The organism is Achromobacter sp. EG18, assembly GCF_059759395.1.
Map to the genome: position 1 here is coordinate 5881481 of NZ_CM186213.1, position 20567 is coordinate 5902047.

General features: G+C 67.3%; 21 protein-coding genes. 17 read left to right on the forward strand and 4 right to left on the reverse strand.

Going from position 1 to position 20567, the window contains the following annotated elements:
• Positions 1 to 19 precede the first annotated feature (19 nt).
• From plsX to AC6CR5_RS27200, 17 genes are all read left to right on the forward strand, one after another.
• Positions 20 to 1087 (forward strand): phosphate acyltransferase PlsX, encoded by a 1068-nt coding sequence (plsX, locus tag AC6CR5_RS27120; protein ID WP_026382573.1) that lies wholly within the window; start codon positions 20 to 22, stop codon positions 1085 to 1087.
• Entirely contained in the window at positions 1087 to 2073 is a 987-nt protein-coding gene (locus AC6CR5_RS27125; protein ID WP_020924696.1) for a beta-ketoacyl-ACP synthase III, read from the forward strand. The genes plsX and AC6CR5_RS27125 overlap by 1 nt, the downstream gene beginning before the upstream one ends.
• 89 nt (positions 2074 to 2162) lie before the next feature.
• The gene (gene fabD, locus AC6CR5_RS27130; protein ID WP_026382572.1) at positions 2163 to 3098 is read left to right on the forward strand and encodes an ACP S-malonyltransferase; all 936 of its coding nucleotides are present in this window, start codon (positions 2163 to 2165) and stop codon (positions 3096 to 3098) included.
• A 4-nt stretch (positions 3099 to 3102) separates the two neighbouring features.
• The gene (fabG, locus tag AC6CR5_RS27135) at positions 3103 to 3855 is read left to right on the forward strand and encodes a 3-oxoacyl-ACP reductase FabG (protein WP_006389289.1); all 753 of its coding nucleotides are present in this window, start codon (positions 3103 to 3105) and stop codon (positions 3853 to 3855) included.
• 216 nt (positions 3856 to 4071) lie between these two features.
• Positions 4072 to 4311: an acyl carrier protein gene (acpP, locus tag AC6CR5_RS27140; protein WP_005012191.1), complete on the forward strand. Its 240-nt coding sequence runs from the start codon at positions 4072 to 4074 to the stop codon at positions 4309 to 4311.
• A 189-nt stretch (positions 4312 to 4500) separates the two neighbouring features.
• Positions 4501 to 5730 carry a beta-ketoacyl-ACP synthase II gene (gene fabF / locus AC6CR5_RS27145; RefSeq protein ID WP_020924694.1) on the forward strand — a complete coding sequence of 410 codons (1230 nt, stop codon included), beginning with the start codon at positions 4501 to 4503 and terminating at the stop codon, positions 5728 to 5730.
• Position 5731: 1 nt separating this feature from the next.
• Positions 5732 to 6226 carry a hypothetical protein gene (locus tag AC6CR5_RS27150; RefSeq protein WP_498085080.1) on the forward strand — a complete coding sequence of 165 codons (495 nt, stop codon included), beginning with the start codon at positions 5732 to 5734 and terminating at the stop codon, positions 6224 to 6226.
• Entirely contained in the window at positions 6223 to 6822 is a 600-nt protein-coding gene (gene rpoE / locus AC6CR5_RS27155; RefSeq protein ID WP_006389292.1) for an RNA polymerase sigma factor RpoE, read from the forward strand. The genes AC6CR5_RS27150 and rpoE overlap by 4 nt, the downstream gene beginning before the upstream one ends.
• Before the next feature lie 12 nt (positions 6823 to 6834).
• A complete protein-coding gene (locus AC6CR5_RS27160) occupies positions 6835 to 7344 on the forward strand; it encodes a sigma-E factor negative regulatory protein (protein ID WP_035199528.1) in 510 nt (169 codons plus the stop codon).
• The gene (locus tag AC6CR5_RS27165; RefSeq protein ID WP_006389294.1) at positions 7344 to 8420 is read left to right on the forward strand and encodes a MucB/RseB C-terminal domain-containing protein; all 1077 of its coding nucleotides are present in this window, start codon (positions 7344 to 7346) and stop codon (positions 8418 to 8420) included. The genes AC6CR5_RS27160 and AC6CR5_RS27165 overlap by 1 nt, the downstream gene beginning before the upstream one ends.
• 109 nt (positions 8421 to 8529) lie before the next feature.
• On the forward strand, positions 8530 to 9951 hold the full coding sequence (locus AC6CR5_RS27170) for a DegQ family serine endoprotease (RefSeq protein ID WP_498085759.1): 1422 nt from the start codon (positions 8530 to 8532) through the stop codon (positions 9949 to 9951).
• Positions 9952 to 10175: 224 nt separating this feature from the next.
• Positions 10176 to 11969, forward strand: a complete 1794-nt coding sequence (gene lepA, locus AC6CR5_RS27175; RefSeq protein WP_006389296.1) for a translation elongation factor 4 — start codon at positions 10176 to 10178, stop codon at positions 11967 to 11969.
• A 22-nt stretch (positions 11970 to 11991) separates the two neighbouring features.
• Positions 11992 to 12876 carry a signal peptidase I gene (gene lepB, locus AC6CR5_RS27180; protein WP_006389297.1) on the forward strand — a complete coding sequence of 295 codons (885 nt, stop codon included), beginning with the start codon at positions 11992 to 11994 and terminating at the stop codon, positions 12874 to 12876.
• A gap of 2 nt (positions 12877 to 12878) precedes the next feature.
• On the forward strand, positions 12879 to 13640 hold the full coding sequence (rnc, locus tag AC6CR5_RS27185; RefSeq protein ID WP_006389298.1) for a ribonuclease III: 762 nt from the start codon (positions 12879 to 12881) through the stop codon (positions 13638 to 13640).
• Positions 13637 to 14527 (forward strand): GTPase Era, encoded by an 891-nt coding sequence (gene era, locus AC6CR5_RS27190; RefSeq protein ID WP_006389299.1) that lies wholly within the window; start codon positions 13637 to 13639, stop codon positions 14525 to 14527. The genes rnc and era overlap by 4 nt, the downstream gene beginning before the upstream one ends.
• The gene (gene recO / locus AC6CR5_RS27195; RefSeq protein WP_026382568.1) at positions 14520 to 15107 is read left to right on the forward strand and encodes a DNA repair protein RecO; all 588 of its coding nucleotides are present in this window, start codon (positions 14520 to 14522) and stop codon (positions 15105 to 15107) included. Before era ends, recO begins: the two co-directional genes overlap by 8 nt.
• Positions 15108 to 15126: 19 nt before the next feature.
• Positions 15127 to 16044, forward strand: coding sequence for a LysR substrate-binding domain-containing protein (locus AC6CR5_RS27200; RefSeq protein WP_020924688.1), 918 nt, complete (start codon positions 15127 to 15129; stop codon positions 16042 to 16044).
• A 71-nt stretch (positions 16045 to 16115) separates the two neighbouring features.
• On the opposite strand, the gene AC6CR5_RS27205 is transcribed toward AC6CR5_RS27200, so the two are convergent.
• The 4 genes from AC6CR5_RS27205 to AC6CR5_RS27220 form a co-directional block, all read right to left on the reverse strand.
• Positions 16116 to 17213: a pyridoxal-phosphate dependent enzyme gene (locus AC6CR5_RS27205; RefSeq protein WP_045952807.1), complete on the reverse strand. Its 1098-nt coding sequence runs from the start codon at positions 17211 to 17213 to the stop codon at positions 16116 to 16118.
• A gap of 3 nt (positions 17214 to 17216) precedes the next feature.
• Positions 17217 to 18194: a M14 family metallopeptidase gene (locus AC6CR5_RS27210; RefSeq protein ID WP_026382566.1), complete on the reverse strand. Its 978-nt coding sequence runs from the start codon at positions 18192 to 18194 to the stop codon at positions 17217 to 17219.
• A gap of 31 nt (positions 18195 to 18225) precedes the next feature.
• Entirely contained in the window at positions 18226 to 19188 is a 963-nt protein-coding gene (locus AC6CR5_RS27215; protein WP_006389304.1) for a Bug family tripartite tricarboxylate transporter substrate binding protein, read from the reverse strand.
• 91 nt (positions 19189 to 19279) lie between these two features.
• Positions 19280 to 20566: an NTP/NDP exchange transporter gene (locus tag AC6CR5_RS27220; protein ID WP_054471973.1), complete on the reverse strand. Its 1287-nt coding sequence runs from the start codon at positions 20564 to 20566 to the stop codon at positions 19280 to 19282.
• Position 20567 lies beyond the last annotated feature (1 nt).

A 20567-nucleotide genomic window follows, 5' to 3' on the forward strand; every position in this document is an offset into this window, starting at 1 on the left:
GCGCTGATACCTGGCACCCGTGATACGCATCGCCATAGACTGTATGGGCGGAGACTTCGGTCTGCCCGTCACGATTCCGGCTGCGATCGAGTTCGCCCGGCAATTTCCGGACACCCGGCTGTTGCTGGTCGGGCTTCCGGACGCTATCGAAGCGGCGCTCTCCGAGCATCGCGGCGTCGAGCGTGATCGCTTCGAGATCGTGGCGGCTTCCGAAGTCGTCACCATGGACGACCCGGTCGAGGTCGCCCTGCGCCGCAAAAAAGACTCCTCCATGCGCCTGGCCGCCCAGTCCGTCAAGGACGGGCGCGCCGACGCCTGCGTTTCCGCCGGCAACACCGGCGCATGGATGGCCATTTCCCGCTATGTGCTCAAGACGCTGGACGGCATAGACCGCCCCGCGATCGCCACGTCCATTCCGAACCAGACGGGCCGCGCCACCACGGTGCTGGACCTGGGCGCGAACGTGGACTGCACGGCCGAGCACCTGCTGCAATTCGCCATCATGGGCGCCGCGCTGTCGCAGGCGGTGGACCATCGCGACAGCCCCACTGTGGGGCTGCTCAACATCGGCGAAGAAGTCATCAAGGGCAACGAGGTCGTCAAGGAAGCCGCCGAGCTCCTGCGCGCCAGCCCGCTGAACTTCTACGGCAACGTGGAAGGCAATGACATTTTCAAGGGCACGGTCGACGTCGTCGTCTGCGACGGTTTCGTCGGCAACGTCGTGCTCAAGTCCGTGGAAGGACTGGCCAAGATGTTGTCCAGCGTCATCCGCGAAGAGTTCAAACGCAACCTGATCACGCTGCTGGTCGGCGCCCTGGCCAAGCCGGTGCTCAACCGCCTGCGCAATCGCGTCGATAACCGTCGCTACAACGGCGCGGCGCTGCTGGGCTTGCGTGGCGTGGTCATCAAGAGCCACGGTTCGGCCGATGCCTACGCTTTCGGCTTCGCCTTGCAACGGGCCCGCGAGGCCGTGGTGAGTAAACTGCTGGAGCGCACCGCTCAGACGGTGGCGCAGATCAACCAGCGCGTCCAGTCGGCTTCGGGTGTTTCGGCGCTCGAACCGGGCGCGGCTGGGGACACCGCTTGATGGATACCGCAATGAAATATTCCGCGATCGCGGGCACCGGCAGCTTCCTGCCGGAACGCGTGGTTTCGAATGACGCCCTGGCGGCCGAACTGGCGACGCGCGATATCGCCACGTCCGACGAGTGGATCGTCGAACGCACCGGCATCCGCCAGCGCCACCTGGCCGAGCGCGGCGTGACCACCAGCCAGTTGGCCACCGAGGCCGCGCGCCGCGCGTTGGCCGATGCCGGTGTCGACGCGTCCGAGGTCGATCTGATCGTGCTGGCCACCTCCACGCCCGATTTCGTGTTCCCCAGCACCGCCTGCCTGGTGCAGGCCAACCTGGGCGCCAAGGGCTCCGCGGCCTTCGACGTGCAGGCCGTGTGCAGCGGTTTCGTCTACGCCCTGACCACCGCCGACAGCTTCATCCGCGCCGGCCGCGCGCGTTGCGCGCTGGTGATCGGCGCCGAAGTGTTTTCGCGCATCCTCGACTGGAACGACCGCAGCACCTGCGTGCTGTTCGGCGACGGCGCCGGCGCGGTGGTGCTCAAGGCTTCCGACAAGCCCGGCATCATGGCCGCGCAGCTGCATGCCGATGGCAGCCAGATGAAGATCCTCAGCGCCGCGGGCAACGTGGCCTATGGTGACGTCACCGGCGATCCGTTCCTGCGCATGGACGGCCAGGCGGTGTTCAAGCAGGCCGTCACGGTGCTGGACCGCTCGGCCCGTGATACTTGCGCGGAAGCCGGGATCGAGATCGCCGATGTCGATTGGTTGATCCCGCACCAGGCCAACGTCCGCATCCTGAATTTCCTGGCGCGCAAGCTTGCCGTGCCGGTCGAGAAGGTTGTCATCACCGTCGACAGCCACGCCAACACCTCCGCGGCCAGCGTGCCGCTGGCGCTGGACGCCGCGCGCCGTGATGGCCGCGTCAAGGCCGGCCAATTGGTCCTGATGCAGGGCGTGGGCGGCGGATTCACCTGGGGTTCGGTACTGGCCCGCATGTAAGGGCGAGTCCGGCATGGCGCGGAGTGCCGCGCCTGCCGGATGGCACGCTCGACATTCCACAGACTCAGAATCAATCCACACGGTCAATCATGAAAATCGCTTTTGTCTTCCCCGGCCAGGGTTCGCAAGCAGTCGGCATGCTCGATGCCTGGGCCGACGTCGCTGCCGTGACCGACACCGTGGCGCGCGCCTCGCAGGCGCTGGGCCAGGACCTGGGCGCGCTGATCGCGCAGGGCCCCACCGAACAGCTCAACCTGACCACCAACACCCAGCCCGCCATGCTGACGGCCGGCGCCGCGTTCTTCGCGGCCTGGCGCGCGGCGGGCGGTCGTAATCCCGATGTCGTCGCCGGTCACAGCCTGGGCGAATACGCCGCGCTGACGGCCGCCGGCTCGCTGGCGCTCGAAGATGCCGTGCGCCTGGTGCGCGTGCGCGCCGACGCCATGCAGGCCGCCGTGCCGGTCGGCACCGGCGCCATGGCCGCCATCCTCGGCCTGGACGATGACGCCGTGCGCGCTGCCTGCGCCTCGGCGGCCCAGGGTGAAGTGGTCGAAGCGGTCAACTTCAATGCGCCGGCGCAAGTCGTGATCGCCGGCCACAAGGCCGCCGTCGAGCGCGCCTGCGAGCTGGCCAAGGCCGCCGGCGCCAAGCGCGCGCTGCTGCTGCCGGTGTCGGCGCCGTTCCACTCCAGCCTGCTCAAGCCCGCCGCCGACGTGCTGGCCGGCGCGCTGGCCGCGGTGACGGTGGCGGCGCCGCAGATGCCCGTCATCAACAACGTCGATGTCGCCGCCCCGACCGAACCCGGGGCAATCCGGGATGCGCTGGTGCGCCAGGCGTGGCATCCTGTGCGTTGGGTCGAAACGCTGCGCGCCATGAAGGCCCAGGGAGTGACCCACGTCATCGAGTGCGGTCCGGGCAAGGTCCTGACCGGCCTGACCAAGCGTATCGACCCCGAGCTCACCGGCCTGGCCATCACGGATCCGGCCTCGCTCGAAGCCGCGCTGGCCGCGGTCAACGGAAACTAAGACCATGGAAAACACCTCGATCGAACTGCAGGGCAAGATCGCCCTGGTCACGGGCGCCACGCGCGGCATTGGCCGCGCCATTGCGCAGGAACTGGCCGCGCGCGGCGCGGTTGTCGTCGGCACCGCCACGTCGGAATCCGGCGCTGCCGCCATCACCGAGGCGCTGGCCCCGTTCGGCGGCCGTGGCGTGGTGCTGGACGTGACCAATGCCGAAGCCTGCGACGCCTTGATCGACGCGCTCGGCAAAGAAGGCGGTGGCCCCCATATCCTCGTCAATAATGCAGGCATCACCCGCGATACGCTGGCAATGCGCATGAAAGACGACGATTGGTCCGCCGTCATCGACACCAACCTGGCGTCGGTTTTCCGCCTCTCGCGCGCGGTACTGCGCAACATGATGAAGGCCCGCTGGGGACGCATCATCAACGTCACCTCCGTGGTAGGCTCGAGCGGCAATCCCGGCCAGGCCAACTACGCCGCGGCCAAGGCCGGCGTGGCGGGCATGTCGCGCGCGCTGGCGCGTGAGCTGGGCAGCCGCAACATCACCGTCAATTGCGTGGCGCCCGGCTTCATCGATACCGACATGACGCGCGCCCTGGGCGAGAGCCAGACGGCGGCGCTGCTGCAGCAGATTCCGCTGGGCCGCCTGGGTTCGCCGACGGATATCGCCCATGCGGTGGCCTTTTTGTCCGGGCCGCAGGCGGGTTACATTACCGGCACCACCCTGCACGTCAACGGCGGGATGTACATGCAATAAGTCACGAAGCGCGTGGGCGGCCCAGGCCGCCGCGCCGCAGCCGGGCTTTCCGGCGCGGGGCAACGCGCGCTTCATCCGGAAACGCCGCATATCGGCACTCCTGCGCCCCGTGGGCGACAGATCAAAGTGTGCGGTGTTATTTTTGTCACGGCCTGGCGTTTGCAGTACTCTGCGCTTGGCTATAATTCGCGGGATTTTTCCCATTTGGAGATCTGCATGGAAAGCATCGAACAGCGCGTCAAGAAGATCGTCGCTGAACAACTTGGCGTGAACGAAGCCGAGATCAAGAACGAATCCTCCTTCCTTGACGACCTCGGTGCCGATTCGCTCGACATGGTCGAACTGGTCATGGCGCTCGAAGACGAATTCGAGACCGAGATCCCCGACGAAGAGGCCGAAAAGATCACGACCGTGCAACAAGCGATTGATTACATCAATTCGAACGGTAAGCAGTAAGCTCAGCCTATATCCTTCCGGTTGCCCCGAATTCGATTTCGGCGCCAACCGGGAACCGGGGCGGTTTCAGGAATTTGCCGTGTGGTCCACGCGCGGGAAGGGCATTGACGCCCGACCCGCTGTTGCGTGTGCCGCACGCGCAGTGCATCCCGAAAACCGCCTTTCTTTTGTCTGTTTGAGGAGTCATCCGTGAAGCGACGAGTCGTCATCACTGGCCTTGGTATCGTGTCGCCTGTCGGCAACGACCTGACCACCGCTTGGGACAATATCGTCAACGGACGTTCTGGCATCAGCCGCATCACCCGTTTCGATCCCTCGGCCATCACCACCCACATCGCCGGCGAAGTCAAGGACTTCGACATCAGCGCCTATATCTCGGCCAAGGAAGCCCGCCAGATGGATACCTTCATCCATTACGGCCTGGCTGCCGGGATGCAGGCCTGGCGCGACAGCGGCCTGGAAGTCACCGAAGCCAACGCCGAACGCATCGGCGTGATCGTCGGCTCGGGCATCGGCGGCCTGCCGCGCATCGAGGAAACCCAGGTCGAATACATGGCCAAGGGTCCGCGCCGCATCTCGCCGTTCTTCGTGCCGGGTTCGCTGATCAACCTGATCTCCGGCCATCTGTCCATCGCCTACGGCATGAAGGGCCCCAGCTACGCCGTCGTATCGGCCTGCACCACGGGCCTGCACTGCATCGGCGACGCGGCCCGCCTGATCGAGTACGGCGATGCCGACGTCATGGTGGCTGGTGGCGCCGAATCGACCGTGTCGCCGCTGGGTATCGGCGGTTTTGCCGCGATGCGCGCGCTGTCGACGCGCAACGATGATCCTCAGACGGCCTCGCGTCCCTGGGACCGCGACCGCGACGGCTTCGTGCTGGGCGAGGGCGCGGGCGTGCTGGTGCTGGAAGAATACGAACACGCCAAGAAGCGCGGCGCGCGCATCTATGGCGAGTTCGCGGGCTACGGCATGAGCTCCGATGCGCATCACATCACGGCTCCCGACAAGGACGGCCCGCGCCGCGGCGTGCTAAACGCGCTGCGCAACGGCGGCCTGAACCTGGAAGACGTCCAGTACGTCAACGCGCACGGCACCTCGACGCCCCTGGGCGACAAGAACGAAACCGATGCGCTGAAGCTGGCTTTCGGCGACCACGCCAAGAAGCTGGTGGTGAACTCGACCAAGTCCATGACCGGCCACCTGCTCGGCGCCGCCGGCGGCATCGAGGCCGTGTTCACGACGCTGGCCGTCTACAACCAGGTCTCGCCTCCGACCATCAACATCTTCAACCAGGATCCGGAATGCGACCTGGACTACTGCGCCAACGAGGCGCGGCAGATGAAGATCGATGTCGGCCTGTCCAACTCCTTCGGCTTCGGCGGCACCAACGGCTCCATGGCCGTTCGCCGGATCTGATTTGGAAGGCCCGGGCAAGGGGCGCTGGACGTTTGGCGTGCCTGTCCTGCGGCCGCGCGGCGTCGCGGCGTTGCCAGTCCTGGGGCTGGCCGCCGCGGTGGCCAGCATCGTGACCGCGGCTTTCTGGCACGGCACGGCCTGGCTGGCCGGCGCCGCACTGGCCGCATTGCTGTTGGCGGCGGGGCTGTTACACTCGATCCGTTTCAGCCCGTCCCCGGTATCGGCCTTGCGCACGGCAGCCGGGGCTGGCCGCTGGCAGGTACGCCTGCCGGGCGGCTGGCGGGAAGCGTCGCTGGTGGATCAGCGACGCGGACCGGCATGGCTCACGCTCACCCTGCAGCCCTTGCCCTCCGGGAGTATGGCCTTTAACGACCAACACGTAACTTTTACCGTCTGGCAGACGGCCTTGCCGGCCGACGGCTGGCGGCGCCTGTGCCTATTGGCTGGCGCGGCGCGGCGCCAGCCTGCGGCGGTGCGCTTGCGGGAGGCTCCATGAGCGAGCGCGAAGTCGACGCCGAGCTTGTCGCCCGTGTCCAGCGCGGCGACAAGAAAGCGTTCGATCTGCTGGTGCTCAAGTACCAGCGCAAGATCCTGCGCCTGCTGGCTCGCATGATCCGCGATCCGGCCGAGATCGAGGACGTGGCCCAGGAAGCGTTCATCAAGGCCTATCGGGCCCTGCCCCAGTTCCGGGGCGAGAGCGCGTTCTATACCTGGTTGTATCGTATCGCCATCAATACGGCCCGAAATTGGCTCGCCTCGCAGGGGCGGCGGCCGAGCGCGCCCAACGCGATAGAAACGGAAGACGGTGAAACTTTTAACGAAACCGACAACCTAACCGATATAAGCACGCCGGAGTCGATGGTTGCCAGCCGCGAGATCGCCGAGACGGTGAACGCGGCCATCGAGGAATTGCCCGAGGAACTGCGCACCGCAATCGTCCTGCGTGAAATCGAAGGTATGAGTTACGAAGACATCGCCCAGAGCATGGACTGCCCCATTGGTACGGTGCGCTCCCGCATTTTCCGTGCGCGAGAGGCCATCGCGACCAAGTTGCGCCCATTGCTAGGCACCGATGCCGAGCGTCGCTGGTAAGGAGTGGCAGTCATGCAGACTACAGCAGCCAAGTCCGTCGTTTCCTCGGAGTCCTCCTGGGAGGAATCCGTTTCCGCCTGGATGGACGGAGAAGAAACCGACGATATTCTTCCCGGCCTGTTGACCCGCGAGGGGCGGCAGACCTGGGATACCTATCACCTCATTGGTGATGCCCTGCGCAACAGTGATCTGGCGCTGACGCCCAGCGCCAGTTTCCATGCCCGCCTGTCGCGCGCGCTGGATGCCGAGCTGCCGATCGTGGCCGCGCCGCGGCGCCGCTCGCCGCTGCGCCTGGGCCTGTCCGGCCTGGCGGTGGCGGCCGCGGTCGCCACGGTGGCCTGGGTGGCCCAGCCCTACCTGGCGGGCGGCAATCCGGGCGCTGAAACCCGCGTGCTGGCCGACGCCAGCCTGGGCAGCTCCGCCGACACTTCGGGCCTGAGCGACTACCTGGAGGCCCATCGCCAGATGGCTGGCCCCAGCGCGGTGCGCCAGGTGTCGTTCGATGTCGGAGCGGGGCGCTGATGGCCCTTGTGCTTCCGACCCGTTGGCCGGTGCTGGGAAGGGCTGCCTCGTGGCAGGCCCACCGCGCCGGCTGGTTCGCCGCTACGCTTCTGACCGCTTTTCTGGCCGCGCATGACCCCGCGCGCGCCGCCGACGCCGCTCCCGCCCAGCAGGGCGATGACGTGGTCCAATTGCTCTCGCGCATCCAGCAGGCTGCGCGCAAGCAGGACTACGCCGGCGTATTCATGTATCAGCAGGGCGAGACGATCCAGTCGTCGCGCCTGGTGCACGTCGTCGACGGCACCGGCGAGCGCGAGCGCCTCGAGATCCTCGATGGCCAGCCGCGCGAATACCTGCGCCACAACGAAGACGTGCAGTGCCTGATTCCCGAGCGCAAAACGGTGTTGCTCGAACGCCGCCGCGGCGATCGCTTCCCTGGGCTGCTGCTGGGCGATCCCGCCAACCTGACCGAACACTACAAGATCCGCACCGAGTCGGCGCTGCACCGCGTCGCCGGGCGCGAATGCCGGTTGATCACTATCGAACCGCTGGACAAGTTGCGCTATGGCTATCGCCTCTGTGCCGATGTCGAAACCAATCTGCTGCTGAAGGCCCAGACCCTCAATGCCGCCCGCGGCGTGGTCGAGCAGGTGTCGTTCACGTCCCTGCGCCTGGGAGCCGACGTCGACCCGCAATCGCTGTCGTCGCGCTGGAACACGCGCGACTGGCGCGTGCTCGAGCCTTCGATGAAGTCCGTGGACCTGAGCGCCCAGGGTTGGCGCATCCCGGCGCCCAAGGGCTTTGTGGTGGTCATGCAGGTGGCGCGCTCGATGGGGCGCGGCGCGACGGTCAACCAGATGGTGCTGTCGGATGGACTGGCGGCCATTTCGGTGTTCATCGAGCCTTACGACAGCCAGCGCGGCCATCATCCTCCGCCTGGCGCGGCGCAGCGCGGTTCCATTACCGTGTATGGCACGCGCATCGCCGACTACTGGCTGACGGCCGTGGGCGAAGTGCCCGTGGCGACGCTGGAACAATTGGCGGAAGCGACCGAATACGTACCCGTGACGAACGCTCCGGCGGCCGATTCCAAGTGAAGCGCGGCCGCCGCGGCAAGAAGTGATTTCGGAGCAACATATGAAAGCATTGATGGTGTCGAACCCCGGTCTGCGCCGCTTCCTGGCGGCCGCGACGGCGGGGCTCCTGATGTCGGCCGCGTTCGCGCCCGTCTCCCTGGCGCAGACCCCGGCGGCCGACACGCCGACTCCGACGGTGGCGCTGCCTGACTTCACCAGCATCATCGAGAAGGCCGATCCGGCGGTCGTGAACATCCGCACCACGGCGACGGTGCCGATCCGCGGAGTGGGCCCGGGCGGCAACGATCCCGCCGAGCTGTTCCGCTGGTTCTTCGGCCCCGATTTCCAGCCGCCGGGCCAGGCGCCCGGTCCGCGCCAGCGTCCGCAGCCGCAGCAACCCGAGGAGCGTACCGTGCCGCGTGGCGTGGGCTCGGGTTTCTTCATCTCGGATGACGGCTACATCATGACCAACAACCACGTGGTCAGCGACGCAACCGACATCTACGTCACCCTCACCGACGGCCGCGAGTTCAAGGCCAAGGTCATCGGCACCGACGAGCGCACCGACGTGGCGCTGATCAAGATCGAAGCCAAGGACATGACGCCGCTGGTGATCGGCGATCCCAAGAAGCTCAAGAAGGGCCAGTGGGTGCTGGCGATCGGCTCGCCGTTCGGCCTGGATTCCACCGTCACGTCGGGTATCGTCAGCGCCATCGGCCGCGATACGGGCGAATACCTGCCGTTCATCCAGACGGACGTGGCGGTCAACCCGGGCAATTCGGGCGGTCCGCTGATCAACCTGGCGGGCGAGGTGGTGGGCATCAACTCCCAGATCATCTCGCGCAGCGGCGGCTTCATGGGTATTTCGCTGGCCATCCCGATCGACGAGGCGATGCGGGTGGTGGACCAGCTGCGCGCCACCGGCAAGGTCACGCGCGGCCGCGTGGGCGTCCAGATCGGCGAAGTGGGCAAGGACGTGGCCGAGGCCATCGGGCTGCCCAAGGCCGAAGGCGCCCTGGTGAGCAGTGTCGAGGTCGATGGTCCGGCCGAACAGGCCGGCGTGCAGCCGGGCGACGTGATCCTGACCTTCAACAAGGAACCGATCAAGCGCTGGACCGATCTGCCCCGCATCGTCGGTGAAACCAAGCCGGGCACGCGCGCCGACATGGAAGTGTGGCGCAAGGGCAAGAAGATGACCCTGTCGGTCAAGGTGGGCGAGATTCCCGTGGACAAGGCGGTGCCGGGCAAGAAGGGCGCGACGCCCGCGCCGGAAGTCACCAATGCGCTGGGTCTTGGCGTGGTGGACGTGCCCGCCGACGTGCAGAAGAAGCTGCGTATCAAGGGCGGCGTGCAGGTCAAGGTCGCCGAAGGCGCGGCCGCCAAGGCCGGGCTGCAGGAAGGCGATATTGTGTTGGCTCTGAACGACACCGACGTCACCGGCGCCAAACAGTTCGCGGAGCTGGTCGGCAAGCTGGACAAGGGCCGCGCGGTCGGTCTGCTGGTACGCCGCGGCGAGCAGACCCAGTGGGTGGCGGTGCCCGCAAGCAAATAAGGCCCAAGACCGGCTAAAATGGCTGGTTGCCGCAAGAGGGGGCGCCTGGCGCCCCCTCGTTTTTGCCCGTGCCGCCGTCGATCGCGGGCGGGCAGGGCGGCCGGGCGGCGCGACCGCGGGCATCCGCCCTTGACGCGCCAGCCGCAACCCTGTCAGCCGTGCCTACCCTGGTGGCGGCGTCTTCCGGCAGTTTGCCGAATGTTCCGTCCCTTTTAAACTCAAGCATGCAGCATATTCGCAACTTCTCCATCATTGCCCACATCGATCACGGCAAATCGACCCTGGCCGATCGCCTGATCCAGCGCTGCGGCGGATTGGCGGATCGCGAAATGTCGGCCCAGGTGCTCGACTCCATGGAGATCGAGCGTGAGCGCGGCATTACCATCAAGGCCCAGACGGCCGCCCTGCACTACAAGGCGCAGGACGGCAAGATCTACAACCTGAACCTGATCGACACCCCGGGGCACGTCGACTTCTCGTACGAAGTCAGCCGCTCGCTCTCTGCCTGCGAGGGCGCGCTGCTGGTGGTTGACGCCTCGCAGGGCGTCGAAGCGCAGACCGTGGCCAACTGCTACACCGCCATCGAGCTGGGCGTGGAAGTGCTGCCGGTGCTGAACAAGATGGACCTGCCGCAGGCCGATCCAGACGGCGCGCGCCAGGAGGTCGAGGACGTCATCGGCATTGACGCCTCGCAGGCGGTGCTGGCCAGCGCCAAGACCGGCATGGGCATCGACGAGATCCTCGAGGCCATCGTGGCGCGCGTGCCGGCTCCCCAGGGCGATCCCGAGGCGCCGCTGCAGGCGCTGATCATCGATTCGTGGTTCGACAACTACGTGGGCGTGGTGATGCTGGTGCGCATCGTCAACGGCATGCTCAAGCCCAAGGACAAGATCCTGCTGATGGCTTCCGGCGCCACCCACCTTTGCGAGCAGACCGGGGTGTTCACGCCCAAGTCGCAGCAGCGTCCGCACCTGTCGGCGGGCGAGGTGGGCTTCATCATCGCCGGCATCAAGCAACTCGAGGACGCCAAGGTGGGCGACACCGTGACGCTCGCGAGCAAGCCTGCGGCCGCGCCGCTGCCCGGCTTCAAGGAAGTCAAGCCGCAGGTGTTCGCCGGCCTCTACCCGGTCGAAAGCTCCGAATACGACCAACTGCGCGATTCGCTCGAGAAGCTCAAGCTGAACGACGCCGCGCTGATGTTCGAGCCCGAAGTGTCGCAGGCGTTGGGCTTTGGCTTTCGCTGCGGCTTCCTCGGCCTGCTGCACATGGAGATCGTGCAGGAGCGCCTGGAGCGCGAGTTCGACATGGACATCATCACCACCGCGCCGTCGGTGGTGTACGAGGTCGAGCAGCGCGATGGTTCGGTGATCACCGTCGAAAGCCCGTCGCGCATGCCGGAAATCGGCAAGATCGCCGATATCCGCGAGCCGATCGTGAAGGTCACGCTGTTCATGCCGCAGGACTACGTCGGTCCCGTGATGACGCTGTGCAACAACAAGCGCGGCGTGCAGATCAACATGAGCTATCACGGCCGCCAGGTGCACCTGGTGTACGAGATCCCGCTGGCCGAGATCGTGCTGGACTTCTTCGACAAGCTCAAGTCGGTGTCGCGCGGCTATGCCTCGATGGACTATGAGTTCCTCGAATACCGCTCGGCCGACGTGGTGCGGGTGGACCTGCTGATCAACAACGACCGCGTCGACGCGCTGGCCGTGATCGTCCACCGCAGCAACGCCCGCCACCGCGCGCGCGACGTGGTGACGCGCATGCGCGGCCTGATTCCGCGGCAGATGTTCGACGTGGTGATCCAGGCCGCCATCGGCGCCGAAATCATCGCCCGCGAGAACGTCAAGGCGCTGCGCAAGAACGTGCTGGCCAAGTGCTATGGCGGCGACATCTCGCGCAAGAAGAAGCTGCTGGAAAAGCAGAAGGCGGGCAAGAAGCGCATGAAGCAGGTCGGTACCGTGGAAATTCCGCAAGAGGCCTTCCTGGCCATCCTGCAGGTGGAAGACAAATAGAACCCGAGAAGGCGGTTAGCTGATGAGTTGGAACTTTGCCCTGATCCTGTTTGTTCTGCTGGTGCTGACCGGCATTATCTGGGCGCTCGATCTGGCCGTATTGCGGCGCGGCCGCGAGCGCCGGGCGCAAGAGGCGATGGCGCAGTACGACGCGGCGCTGATCGGCGATTCGCAAGAAGCCGAGCGCCTGCGGCGCGAGGCCGGCGACAAGGCCCGTCGCGTGCCGTGGTGGATCGAATACGCGGTCAGCTTCTTCCCCGTGATCCTGTTCGTGTTCGTGCTGCGATCGTTCGTGGTGGAACCGTTCCGCATTCCGTCGGGTTCGATGCTGCCGACGCTGCAATCCGGCGATCTGATCCTGGTGAACAAGTTCAGCTACGGCCTGCGCCTTCCGGTCATCGACAAGAAGGTGGTCGATATCGGCAAGCCGCAGCGCGGCGACGTGTTCGTGTTCCGCTACCCGGTGGACCCGGACGTCGACTACATCAAGCGCGTGGTGGGTCTGCCGGGCGACGAAGTGGCGTACATCGACAAAAAGCTGTACGTGAACGGCCAATTGGTGACGCATGTGCGGGATGGCGATTATTTCGAACCCGATCGTGTCTCTTATATCGCACAATATAAAGAAAAATTAGGCGAAGTTAGCCACAATATCCTGCTTGATGAAGGCAGGCCGCAGGAATATCGCCCGCAATACCAATTTCCCAACCTCGGGAACTGCCAATATTCCCGCGATGGGGTACGCTGCAAAGTACCGGAGGGGCAATACTTCGCCATGGGCGATAATCGGGACAACAGCGCCGACAGCCGATACTGGGGTTTCGTGCCGGAATCCAATATCGTCGGAAAGGCGTTCTTCATCTGGATGAATTTCAGCGATCTCAGCCGCATCGGCCGGTTCAACTGATTATGTCGCTAGCCACGCTAGAAAACCGGCTGGATCACCACTTCGGTGACCCAGCACTGCTTGAACAGGCGCTGACCCACCGCAGCCACGGTGCGCGCCACAACGAGCGCCTGGAGTTCCTCGGGGATTCCGTGCTCAACTTCGTCGTCGCGGCGATGCTGTTCGAGCGTTATTCGAAAATCGACGAGGGCGACCTGTCGCGCCTGCGCGCCAATCTGGTCAAGCAGGCCTCGTTGGCGGATATCGCCCAGCGCCTGGAACTGTCCCAATACCTGCGCCTGGGCGAGGGTGAATTGAAGAGCGGCGGTTTCCGTCGTCCGTCGATCCTGGCCGACACGGTCGAGGCCCTGTTCGGCGCCGTGTTCCTGGACGCCGGTTTCGATGCCGCCCGCCGCGTGATCGTGCGCCAGTACCAGCCGGTGCTGGCCTCGGTCGATCCCAAGACCCTGGGCAAGGACGCCAAGACCTTGCTGCAGGAATTCCTGCAAGGCCGCAAGCTGGCCTTGCCCGTGTACACCGTGGTGGCCACGCATGGCGCGGCCCACAGCCAGCAGTTCGAGGTCGAATGCGCCATTCCGGCGCTCGAGATCAAGGTGAACGCGCCCGGCGCCAGCCGCCGCGCGGCCGAGCAGTCGGCCGCCAAGCTGGCGCTGGAGGCGGCGCAGGCCATCAGCCCGGCGTCCAAGGCCGCCCGCAAGTCGGGCAAGGCGCGCAAGACCGCGCAGTTGTCGCTGCCCGTGGCAGTGTCCCAAGAGACTAAATGAGCGATACCCCTTTCCGTACCGGTTTCGTGGCCATCGTGGGCCGCCCCAACGTGGGCAAGTCCACGCTGACGAACGCGTTGATCGGTTCCAAGATTTCCATCGTGTCGCGCAAGGCGCAGACCACGCGCCACCGCATCCACGGGGTGCTGACGCGCGACCACGAGCAGTTCGTGTTCGTCGATACGCCGGGCTTCCAGACGCGTCATGGCGGCGCCATGAACCGCATGATGAACCGCGTGGTGACGCAGGCGCTGGCCGACGTCGACGTGGTGGTGCACGTGGTCGAGGCTGGCAAGTGGTCGGAGGGCGACGCCAAGCTGCTGCCGTTGCTGCCGGCGCCGGAGCGCACCATCCTGGCCGTCAGCAAGATCGACGCGCTCAAGAACCGCGATGAATTGTTCGCCTTCGTCTCGAAGATCATGGCGCTGCATCCGTTCGGCGCCGTGGTGCCGGTCAGCGCCACCAAGAACCAGCAGCTCGACCAGCTGCTGCAGGAAATCGCCGCGCGCCTGCCGGAAGGCGAGCCGATGTTCGAGGAAGACACCCTGACCGACCGGCCGATGCGCTTCATCGCGGCCGAATTGGTGCGCGAGAAGATCTTCCGCCTGGTGGGCGACGAACTGCCCTACGGCTGTACGGTCGTGATCGAGCAATGGGAAGAGACCGACAAGGGCGCGCGCATCGCCGCCTGCGTCGTGGTGGAGCGCGACAGCCACAAGCCCATCCTGCTGGGCACCGGCGGCATGCACATGAAACGCATCGCCTCCGAGGCGCGGCAGGACATCGCCAAGCTGCTGGACAAGCCGGTGCACCTGGAGATCTACATCAAGGTGCGCAAGGGCTGGTCCGACCGCGAGAGTGCGCTGCGCGACCTGGGCTATGAGTAGACGGGCGCCTCGCGTCCAGGACCGCCCGGGATACATGCTCCACGCCACGGCGTGGCGCGAGACGTCCCTCATCGTTCAGACTTTCTCGCGCGACCACGGCTGTGTGGCCATGGTCGCCAAGGGCGCCAAGCGCCCGTATTCCGTGCTGCGTCCGGTGCTGTCGGCGTTCCAGCCGCTGCTGCTGTCCTGGACCGGCAACGGCGAGGTCAAGACCCTGACCCGCGCCGAGATCATGGGCGTGCGCGCCCTGAACGGCACCGCCCTGATGTCGGCTTGGTACATGAATGAACTGTTGCTGCGGCTGTTGCCGCGCGAAGACGCCCATCCCCTGCTGTTCGACGCCTACGACATGGCCTTGCAGCAGTTGTCGGGCGGCACGCGCGCGGCCGGCGCCTTGCGCCGCTTCGAATGGACGCTGCTGCGCGAAACCGGCTATGGCGTGGACGAGGCCGAGCCCGACTTCGACGACCCCGTCATCGAGCCGGCGCTGCGCCGCGATCTGCGCGAGCGGCTGGCCGAGAACCTGGCGGGCCGGCCCCTGGCCACGCGCCGGGTGCTGATGGATCTGCAACGCATCTGAACCCGCGGCGAGCCCGGCCATGACCTTCACGCTCAAACAGGTCGAGACTTTCCGCACCGTCTATGAAACGGAGAGCGTCACCGCCGCAGCCCGGCGCCTGGATGTGTCGCCGGCCACCGTCAGCGCCACCCTGGCCGCGCTCGAAGCCGCGATTGAACTGCGCCTGTTCGAACGCGTGCGCCAGCGCATGCAGCGCACCCCCGAGGCCACGCTGCTGTACGAGGAAATCCGCCGCCTGAACGTGGGCCTGGAAACCCTGGGCCGCAAGATCCGCGCCATCCGCGGCGCGGCCCAGCCGCGCTTGCGCATCGGTTGCATCCATGCCTACAGCGGTGCGATCGTCAGCGACGCGATCACGCGTTTTCGCCAGCGCTACCCCGATACGCCGCTGTACCTGCAGATCCGCGATTCGAATACCTTGCGCGACATGGTGGTATCGGGCGAGCTGGACCTGGCCGCGGTCGCCGATGAGTCCGAACTCGAAGGCCTGCGCGGCCATCGCCTGGCAAGCCTGCGGGCGGTGGCGGTATTTCCCGATGGGCACCCCCTGGCGCGTCTGCAGCAGGTCGGCCTGGCACAGCTGGCCGAAGCCGATGTGATTGCGCTCAATGCCGAGGATGCCTCGCGCCAGCGGCTGGACGCGTTGTTGCTGCAGGCCGGCCTGGGGCTCAAGATCGCGATCGAGACGCCGTATTCGAGCACCGTGTGCCACCTGGCGCTGGCGGGACACGGCGTCGGCATCGCCAACCCCGCCACGGCCGTGGGGCTGGAGGCCGCGGGGCTGTGCCACCGGCCGCTGGCGGCGCCGGTGCATTTCGAATGCCACATGATCGTGCACGGCAGCCGGCCATTGTCGGAAGCCGGCAAGTTCTGGGCGACCTGCCTGCGCGCGGCCCTGGCGCCTTTGGTGGAACGCTACGGCCTCAAGCGCGGCTGAGGCCGAAGAGCGATCGCAGGCCCGGGAGGCGGCCGATCCGGCGCGGCGGGGCCTCGCGCCGGCCTTGGCGGTCAGCCGCGGCGGCCGTCGGACGTCAGGATCAGCACCACCGACGATTCGGCGTCCAGTTGGCCGGCGCGCCGCAAGCGCGTGACCGCCGCCAGCGCCGCCGCCGACGACAGTTCGGTGGCCACCCCCATGCGTTCCAACCGCTGCTGCGCCTGGGCGGCGGCGGCGTCGGAGACTTCGACCGGCGAGCCGCCCGAGCGCTTCAGCGCTTCCAGCGATTGCAGCGTGACGGTGCCGCCGGCGATCGAGTACTGATCGGTCGCGCCTTCCCACAGGCCGCGCGCATCGCCGGTGCTGCGGGCGCGCGACAGGCGGGCATAGGGCTCGACCGCGTGCAGCCGCGGCAGCCGCGGGATGCGGCCGGCGCGCAGCAGGTGCTGCCAACCCAGCAGGATGCCCCACAGCAGGTCGCCGCGTGCGGTCGGCACCACGATATCGGTGGGCAGGCCGCAGGCATCGAGGATTTCCTGGGCAATGGGTTTGTAGCCCTCGACCCCGTACGGATGCGTGCCGACCGGCGGATTCAGGTAATTGGTGCCGGCGAAGGCGCCTTGGTTGCGGCACAGGTCCGCCACGTGCGGCCAGCGCGCCAGGCTGTCGTCGAAGGCCGTGAGGCGGGCGCCGAAGCGCTGCATGGCCTCCCGTTGCAGGGGCGGGCAATTGCGGGTGATGGCAATGTCGGCCTGCAGCCCGGCGGCGGCACAGTAGGCCGCCAGCGACACGCCGGCATTGCCGCTGGAGGCCGCCGCCACGCGTGTGGCGCCGGCCAGGCGTGCGCGCGACACCAGCTGGGCCGCCATGCGGTCCTTGTGGCTGCCGGTGGGATTGGCGCTTTCGCACTTGAGCCACAACCGCCCGACGCCTTCGGCCTGCGCCAGGGACCCGGCCTCCAGGCAGGGCGTGGCGCCCTCGCCGAGGGTGACCGGAGACCAGACCGGCAGGTCCATGGCATCGCCGGGCGCCGCATCGTAGCGGCATTCCAGCGACGCGGGATGGCCGGCTTCAAGGCAGTGAGGGCAGCCTTCGGGGTAGTCGGCGGGAGGCAGCAGGGCTTCGCAGCGCAGGCAGCGCAGGCCGGACAAGCGGGGATTCATCTGCATGGGTCAGTACAACGAGGCTAGGGAGTCCAGGGAAAGGGCGGGGGCCACCTGCAGCAGGCAATCGCCGTCGTCGCTGCGGGCGATGGCGCGCAGGCAGACGACGGTGCCGGCCTGCGGGCTGGCCAGGTTGCGCGCGGGCAGGTCGGGCCGCGCCGGTTCGATCAACTGGCCGATGGTCTGGCCGGCCGTTACGGTCTGACCCAGGTCGACGGCTGGGATGAAGACGCCGCTGTCGCGCGCACGCAGGGTGGCGGCGGGGGGCTCCAGGTTGTGCAGCGTGGGGCTGGCCTGGCGCGACGAAGCGCCGGCCAGCAAGCCGAGTTCGGCCAGGCAGCCGAGCAGGCCGTCGCGGCAGCGTTCGACCAGTGCGCGGGTGGTTTCGCGGCCGCCGCCGATCTCCGCGCTCAGCCGCAGCACGCCCAGGCGACTGGCGGCGGCCGGCAGGGAGCCGCTCTCGGTGCCGCGAAAGAACACGCAATGAGGCAGGCCGAAGGCGCGTGCCAGCGCAGGCAGGCGCTCATCGAGCGCATCGTCGCCGTAGCGGGTGATCACCGACGACGGCAGGTAACGCAGCGAGGCGCCGCCGCTGTGCACGTCCACCAGCGCCTGGATGCGCGGCAGCAGCCGTGCTTCCAGCGCGGCGGCCACGCTTTCGGTATAGCCGCGCGCCGGGGCGCCCAGGAAGGCGCGATTGAGGTTGCCGTCATCCGAGGGCGACAGGCGGGTGCCGGCCAGCGACGCCTCGGCGTTGGCGGCGGGCAGCAGATAGACCGTGCCGCGCTGCAGGACGCCGGGCAGCAGTTGCCACAGTTGCAGGAGGGCTGCCTGGCCTTCCCATTCGTCGCCATGCACACCGGCCATCAGCGCCACGGCGGGGCCGGGCCCGGCCTCGATCTTCAGCACCGGCACCGTGACGCGCCGGTAGGCCGAGGCATTGGTGGCCGCGGCGCAGGTGAAATCCTCTCGGCTTACCTTGGCCATGGTGCGTCTCCGGCGTGCGGGCTGGCCGTCATCAGTCCAGCGTGGTGCCGGCCGCCTTGATGATGTTTTCCCATTTGGGCAGTTCCTTTTGAATCTGGGTCTTGACGTCGGCGGGCGTGCCGCCCAGCGGTTCCTGCGAGCGGCTGCGCAGTTCGCGGGCGACGGCTTCCGAATGCAGCGCCGTGTTCATGGCGGCGTTCAACCGCGCGATGACGGCGGGCGGGGTGCCGGCCGGCGCCACCAGCGCGCTCCAGGCCGATTGCTCGTAGTCCGGGTAGCCCTGCTCGGCCACGGTCGGCACGTCCGGATTGGAGGCGGCGCGGCGCTTGGTGGTTACGGCCAGGGCGCGCAGGCGGCCATCCTTCAGGTTGCCGATGAGGGGGGGCAGGTTCTCCATCATCGAGTCCACGTGGCCGCCCAGCAGGTCGGCCAACTGGGCGGCGGTGGCCTTGTACGGAATCTGGCGCACGGCGGCGCCCGTCTGCGCGATGAACAGCTTGACGCCGACCTCGCTGGTGGTGCCGGGGTCGGCCGAGGTCATGGTCAGCCGGTCGGGCTGGGCGCGGCTGGCGTCGATGAAGCTCTTGAGATCGCGGTACGGCGAGGCTGCGTTGACGACGATGACGTTGGGGGTTTCTGCCACCAATCCGACCGGCGCGATATCGCGGTCCAGGTCGTACAGCTGTTGCTTGAAGAGGTAGCGATGCAACACCAGCGTGCCGACGTGGGCGTAGCCGATGGTGTATCCATCGGCCGGGGCGCGCACCAGCGCCTGCGTGCCGATGCGGCCCCCGGCGCCGACGCGGTTTTCCACCACCACGGCCTGGCCCAGCACGCGCGCCATCTCCTGGCCGATGAGGCGCGCGGTGATGTCGGCATTGCCGCCGGCGGCGGCGGGCACGATCAAGGTGATCGGACGTTCGGGGTAATCGGCCAGCGCGGGCGCGGCGGTCAGGCTGAGCAACAGGGCGGCAAGGCTGGCAATGCGTGTCATGGCGATTCCCGTAACGTGGATGGGCTGCGCTATTGTGCGGCGGCCGCGAGGGAAATCCGTTCGCCTTGCTCAGATGGATGTTTGGAGAAATCTAATGACTGTCTGGTGCCCGCCGATCCGCCCGGCGGCCCAATCCATAGCCGAGCGCCGCGGCCGCCAGCGCGCACAGCGCACCCAGCAAGGCGATCAGCGCCACGCCATGGCCGAGCGCGTCGATGCCGGCCTTGACCCAGCCGCTGGCCGCGTCGCCGGCGCGGTAGACGACGGTGTCGATGACGTTCTTGGTCTTGTACTTGTCTTCGGGCGGCACCGCGGTGAACAGCATCTCGCGCCCCGGCTTGACCAGGGCGTATTCCCCCACGCGACGCAGGATCATCGCGCCCGCCAGCACGGCGAACACCGGATGGATCGCCAGCACCAGGAAGGCCAGCGCCATGGCCAGCGGCACCGCCGCCATCAGGAAGCGCACCCCCAGCCGGGCGGCGAGGCGGCTGGTGAGGAACAGTTGCGACAACAGCGATAGCGCCTGGACCGTGAAGTCCAGCGCGGCGAAGACCCGGATGCGCTGCGCCGTGTCGGTGAAGGCGCCGGCCACCAGCCGCGCCTGTTCCATGTAGAGAAAGGTGTTGAGGGTGGCCAGCAGCAGCACCAGCACGGCGACGCCCAGCAGGAAGGGCGATTGGAACACCCGAGCCAGGCCGGCCAGCGTCGCGCCCGCAATCGGCGTCGCCAGTTCGGCGGTGTCGGCCTCGGGGCGAACGGCGGCGCGCCAGCGCAGCAGCCAACGCTTGAGCGGCAGCGTGGCCGTCAGCAGCAGGGCCGACAGCAGCAACAGGCCCGCCGGACCCAGCGCGCCGGCCAACAGGCCGCCGAGCAAGGGGCCGCACAGCCCGCCGGCGCTGGCGCCGGCGGCGATGAAGGCGAACAGGCGCTTGGCCGAGTCCATGCGGAACACGTCGGCCATCAGGCTCCAGCCAAGCGAGACCACGAACAGGTTGAAGACCGACAGCCAGACGTAGAAGCTGCGCGCGGCCCAGACGCTGTCCGGCCGCCAGTGGAACAGTGCAGCGTAGCCGGCCATGGTGACGGCGAAGGCGGCGTAGGCCCACGTCACCAGCGTGGCGCGCGCCACCCGGGCCGACAGCCAGCCGAACAACGGCACCACCGCCAGCATGGCAAGGAAGGTGGCGGTGAAGAGCCACTGCAACTGGTCGACGCCGGCCTGGATGCCCAGCGTCTCGCGGATGGGGCGCAGCATGAAATAGCCGCAGAACAGGCAAAAGAAAAACGCGAAGCCGCAGGCGCCCGCAGGCAGTTCGTCGGGTTGAATCCCCAGCGCTTGCGCCGCCCGCTGGCGCCAGGATCCGGCGGCGCGCATG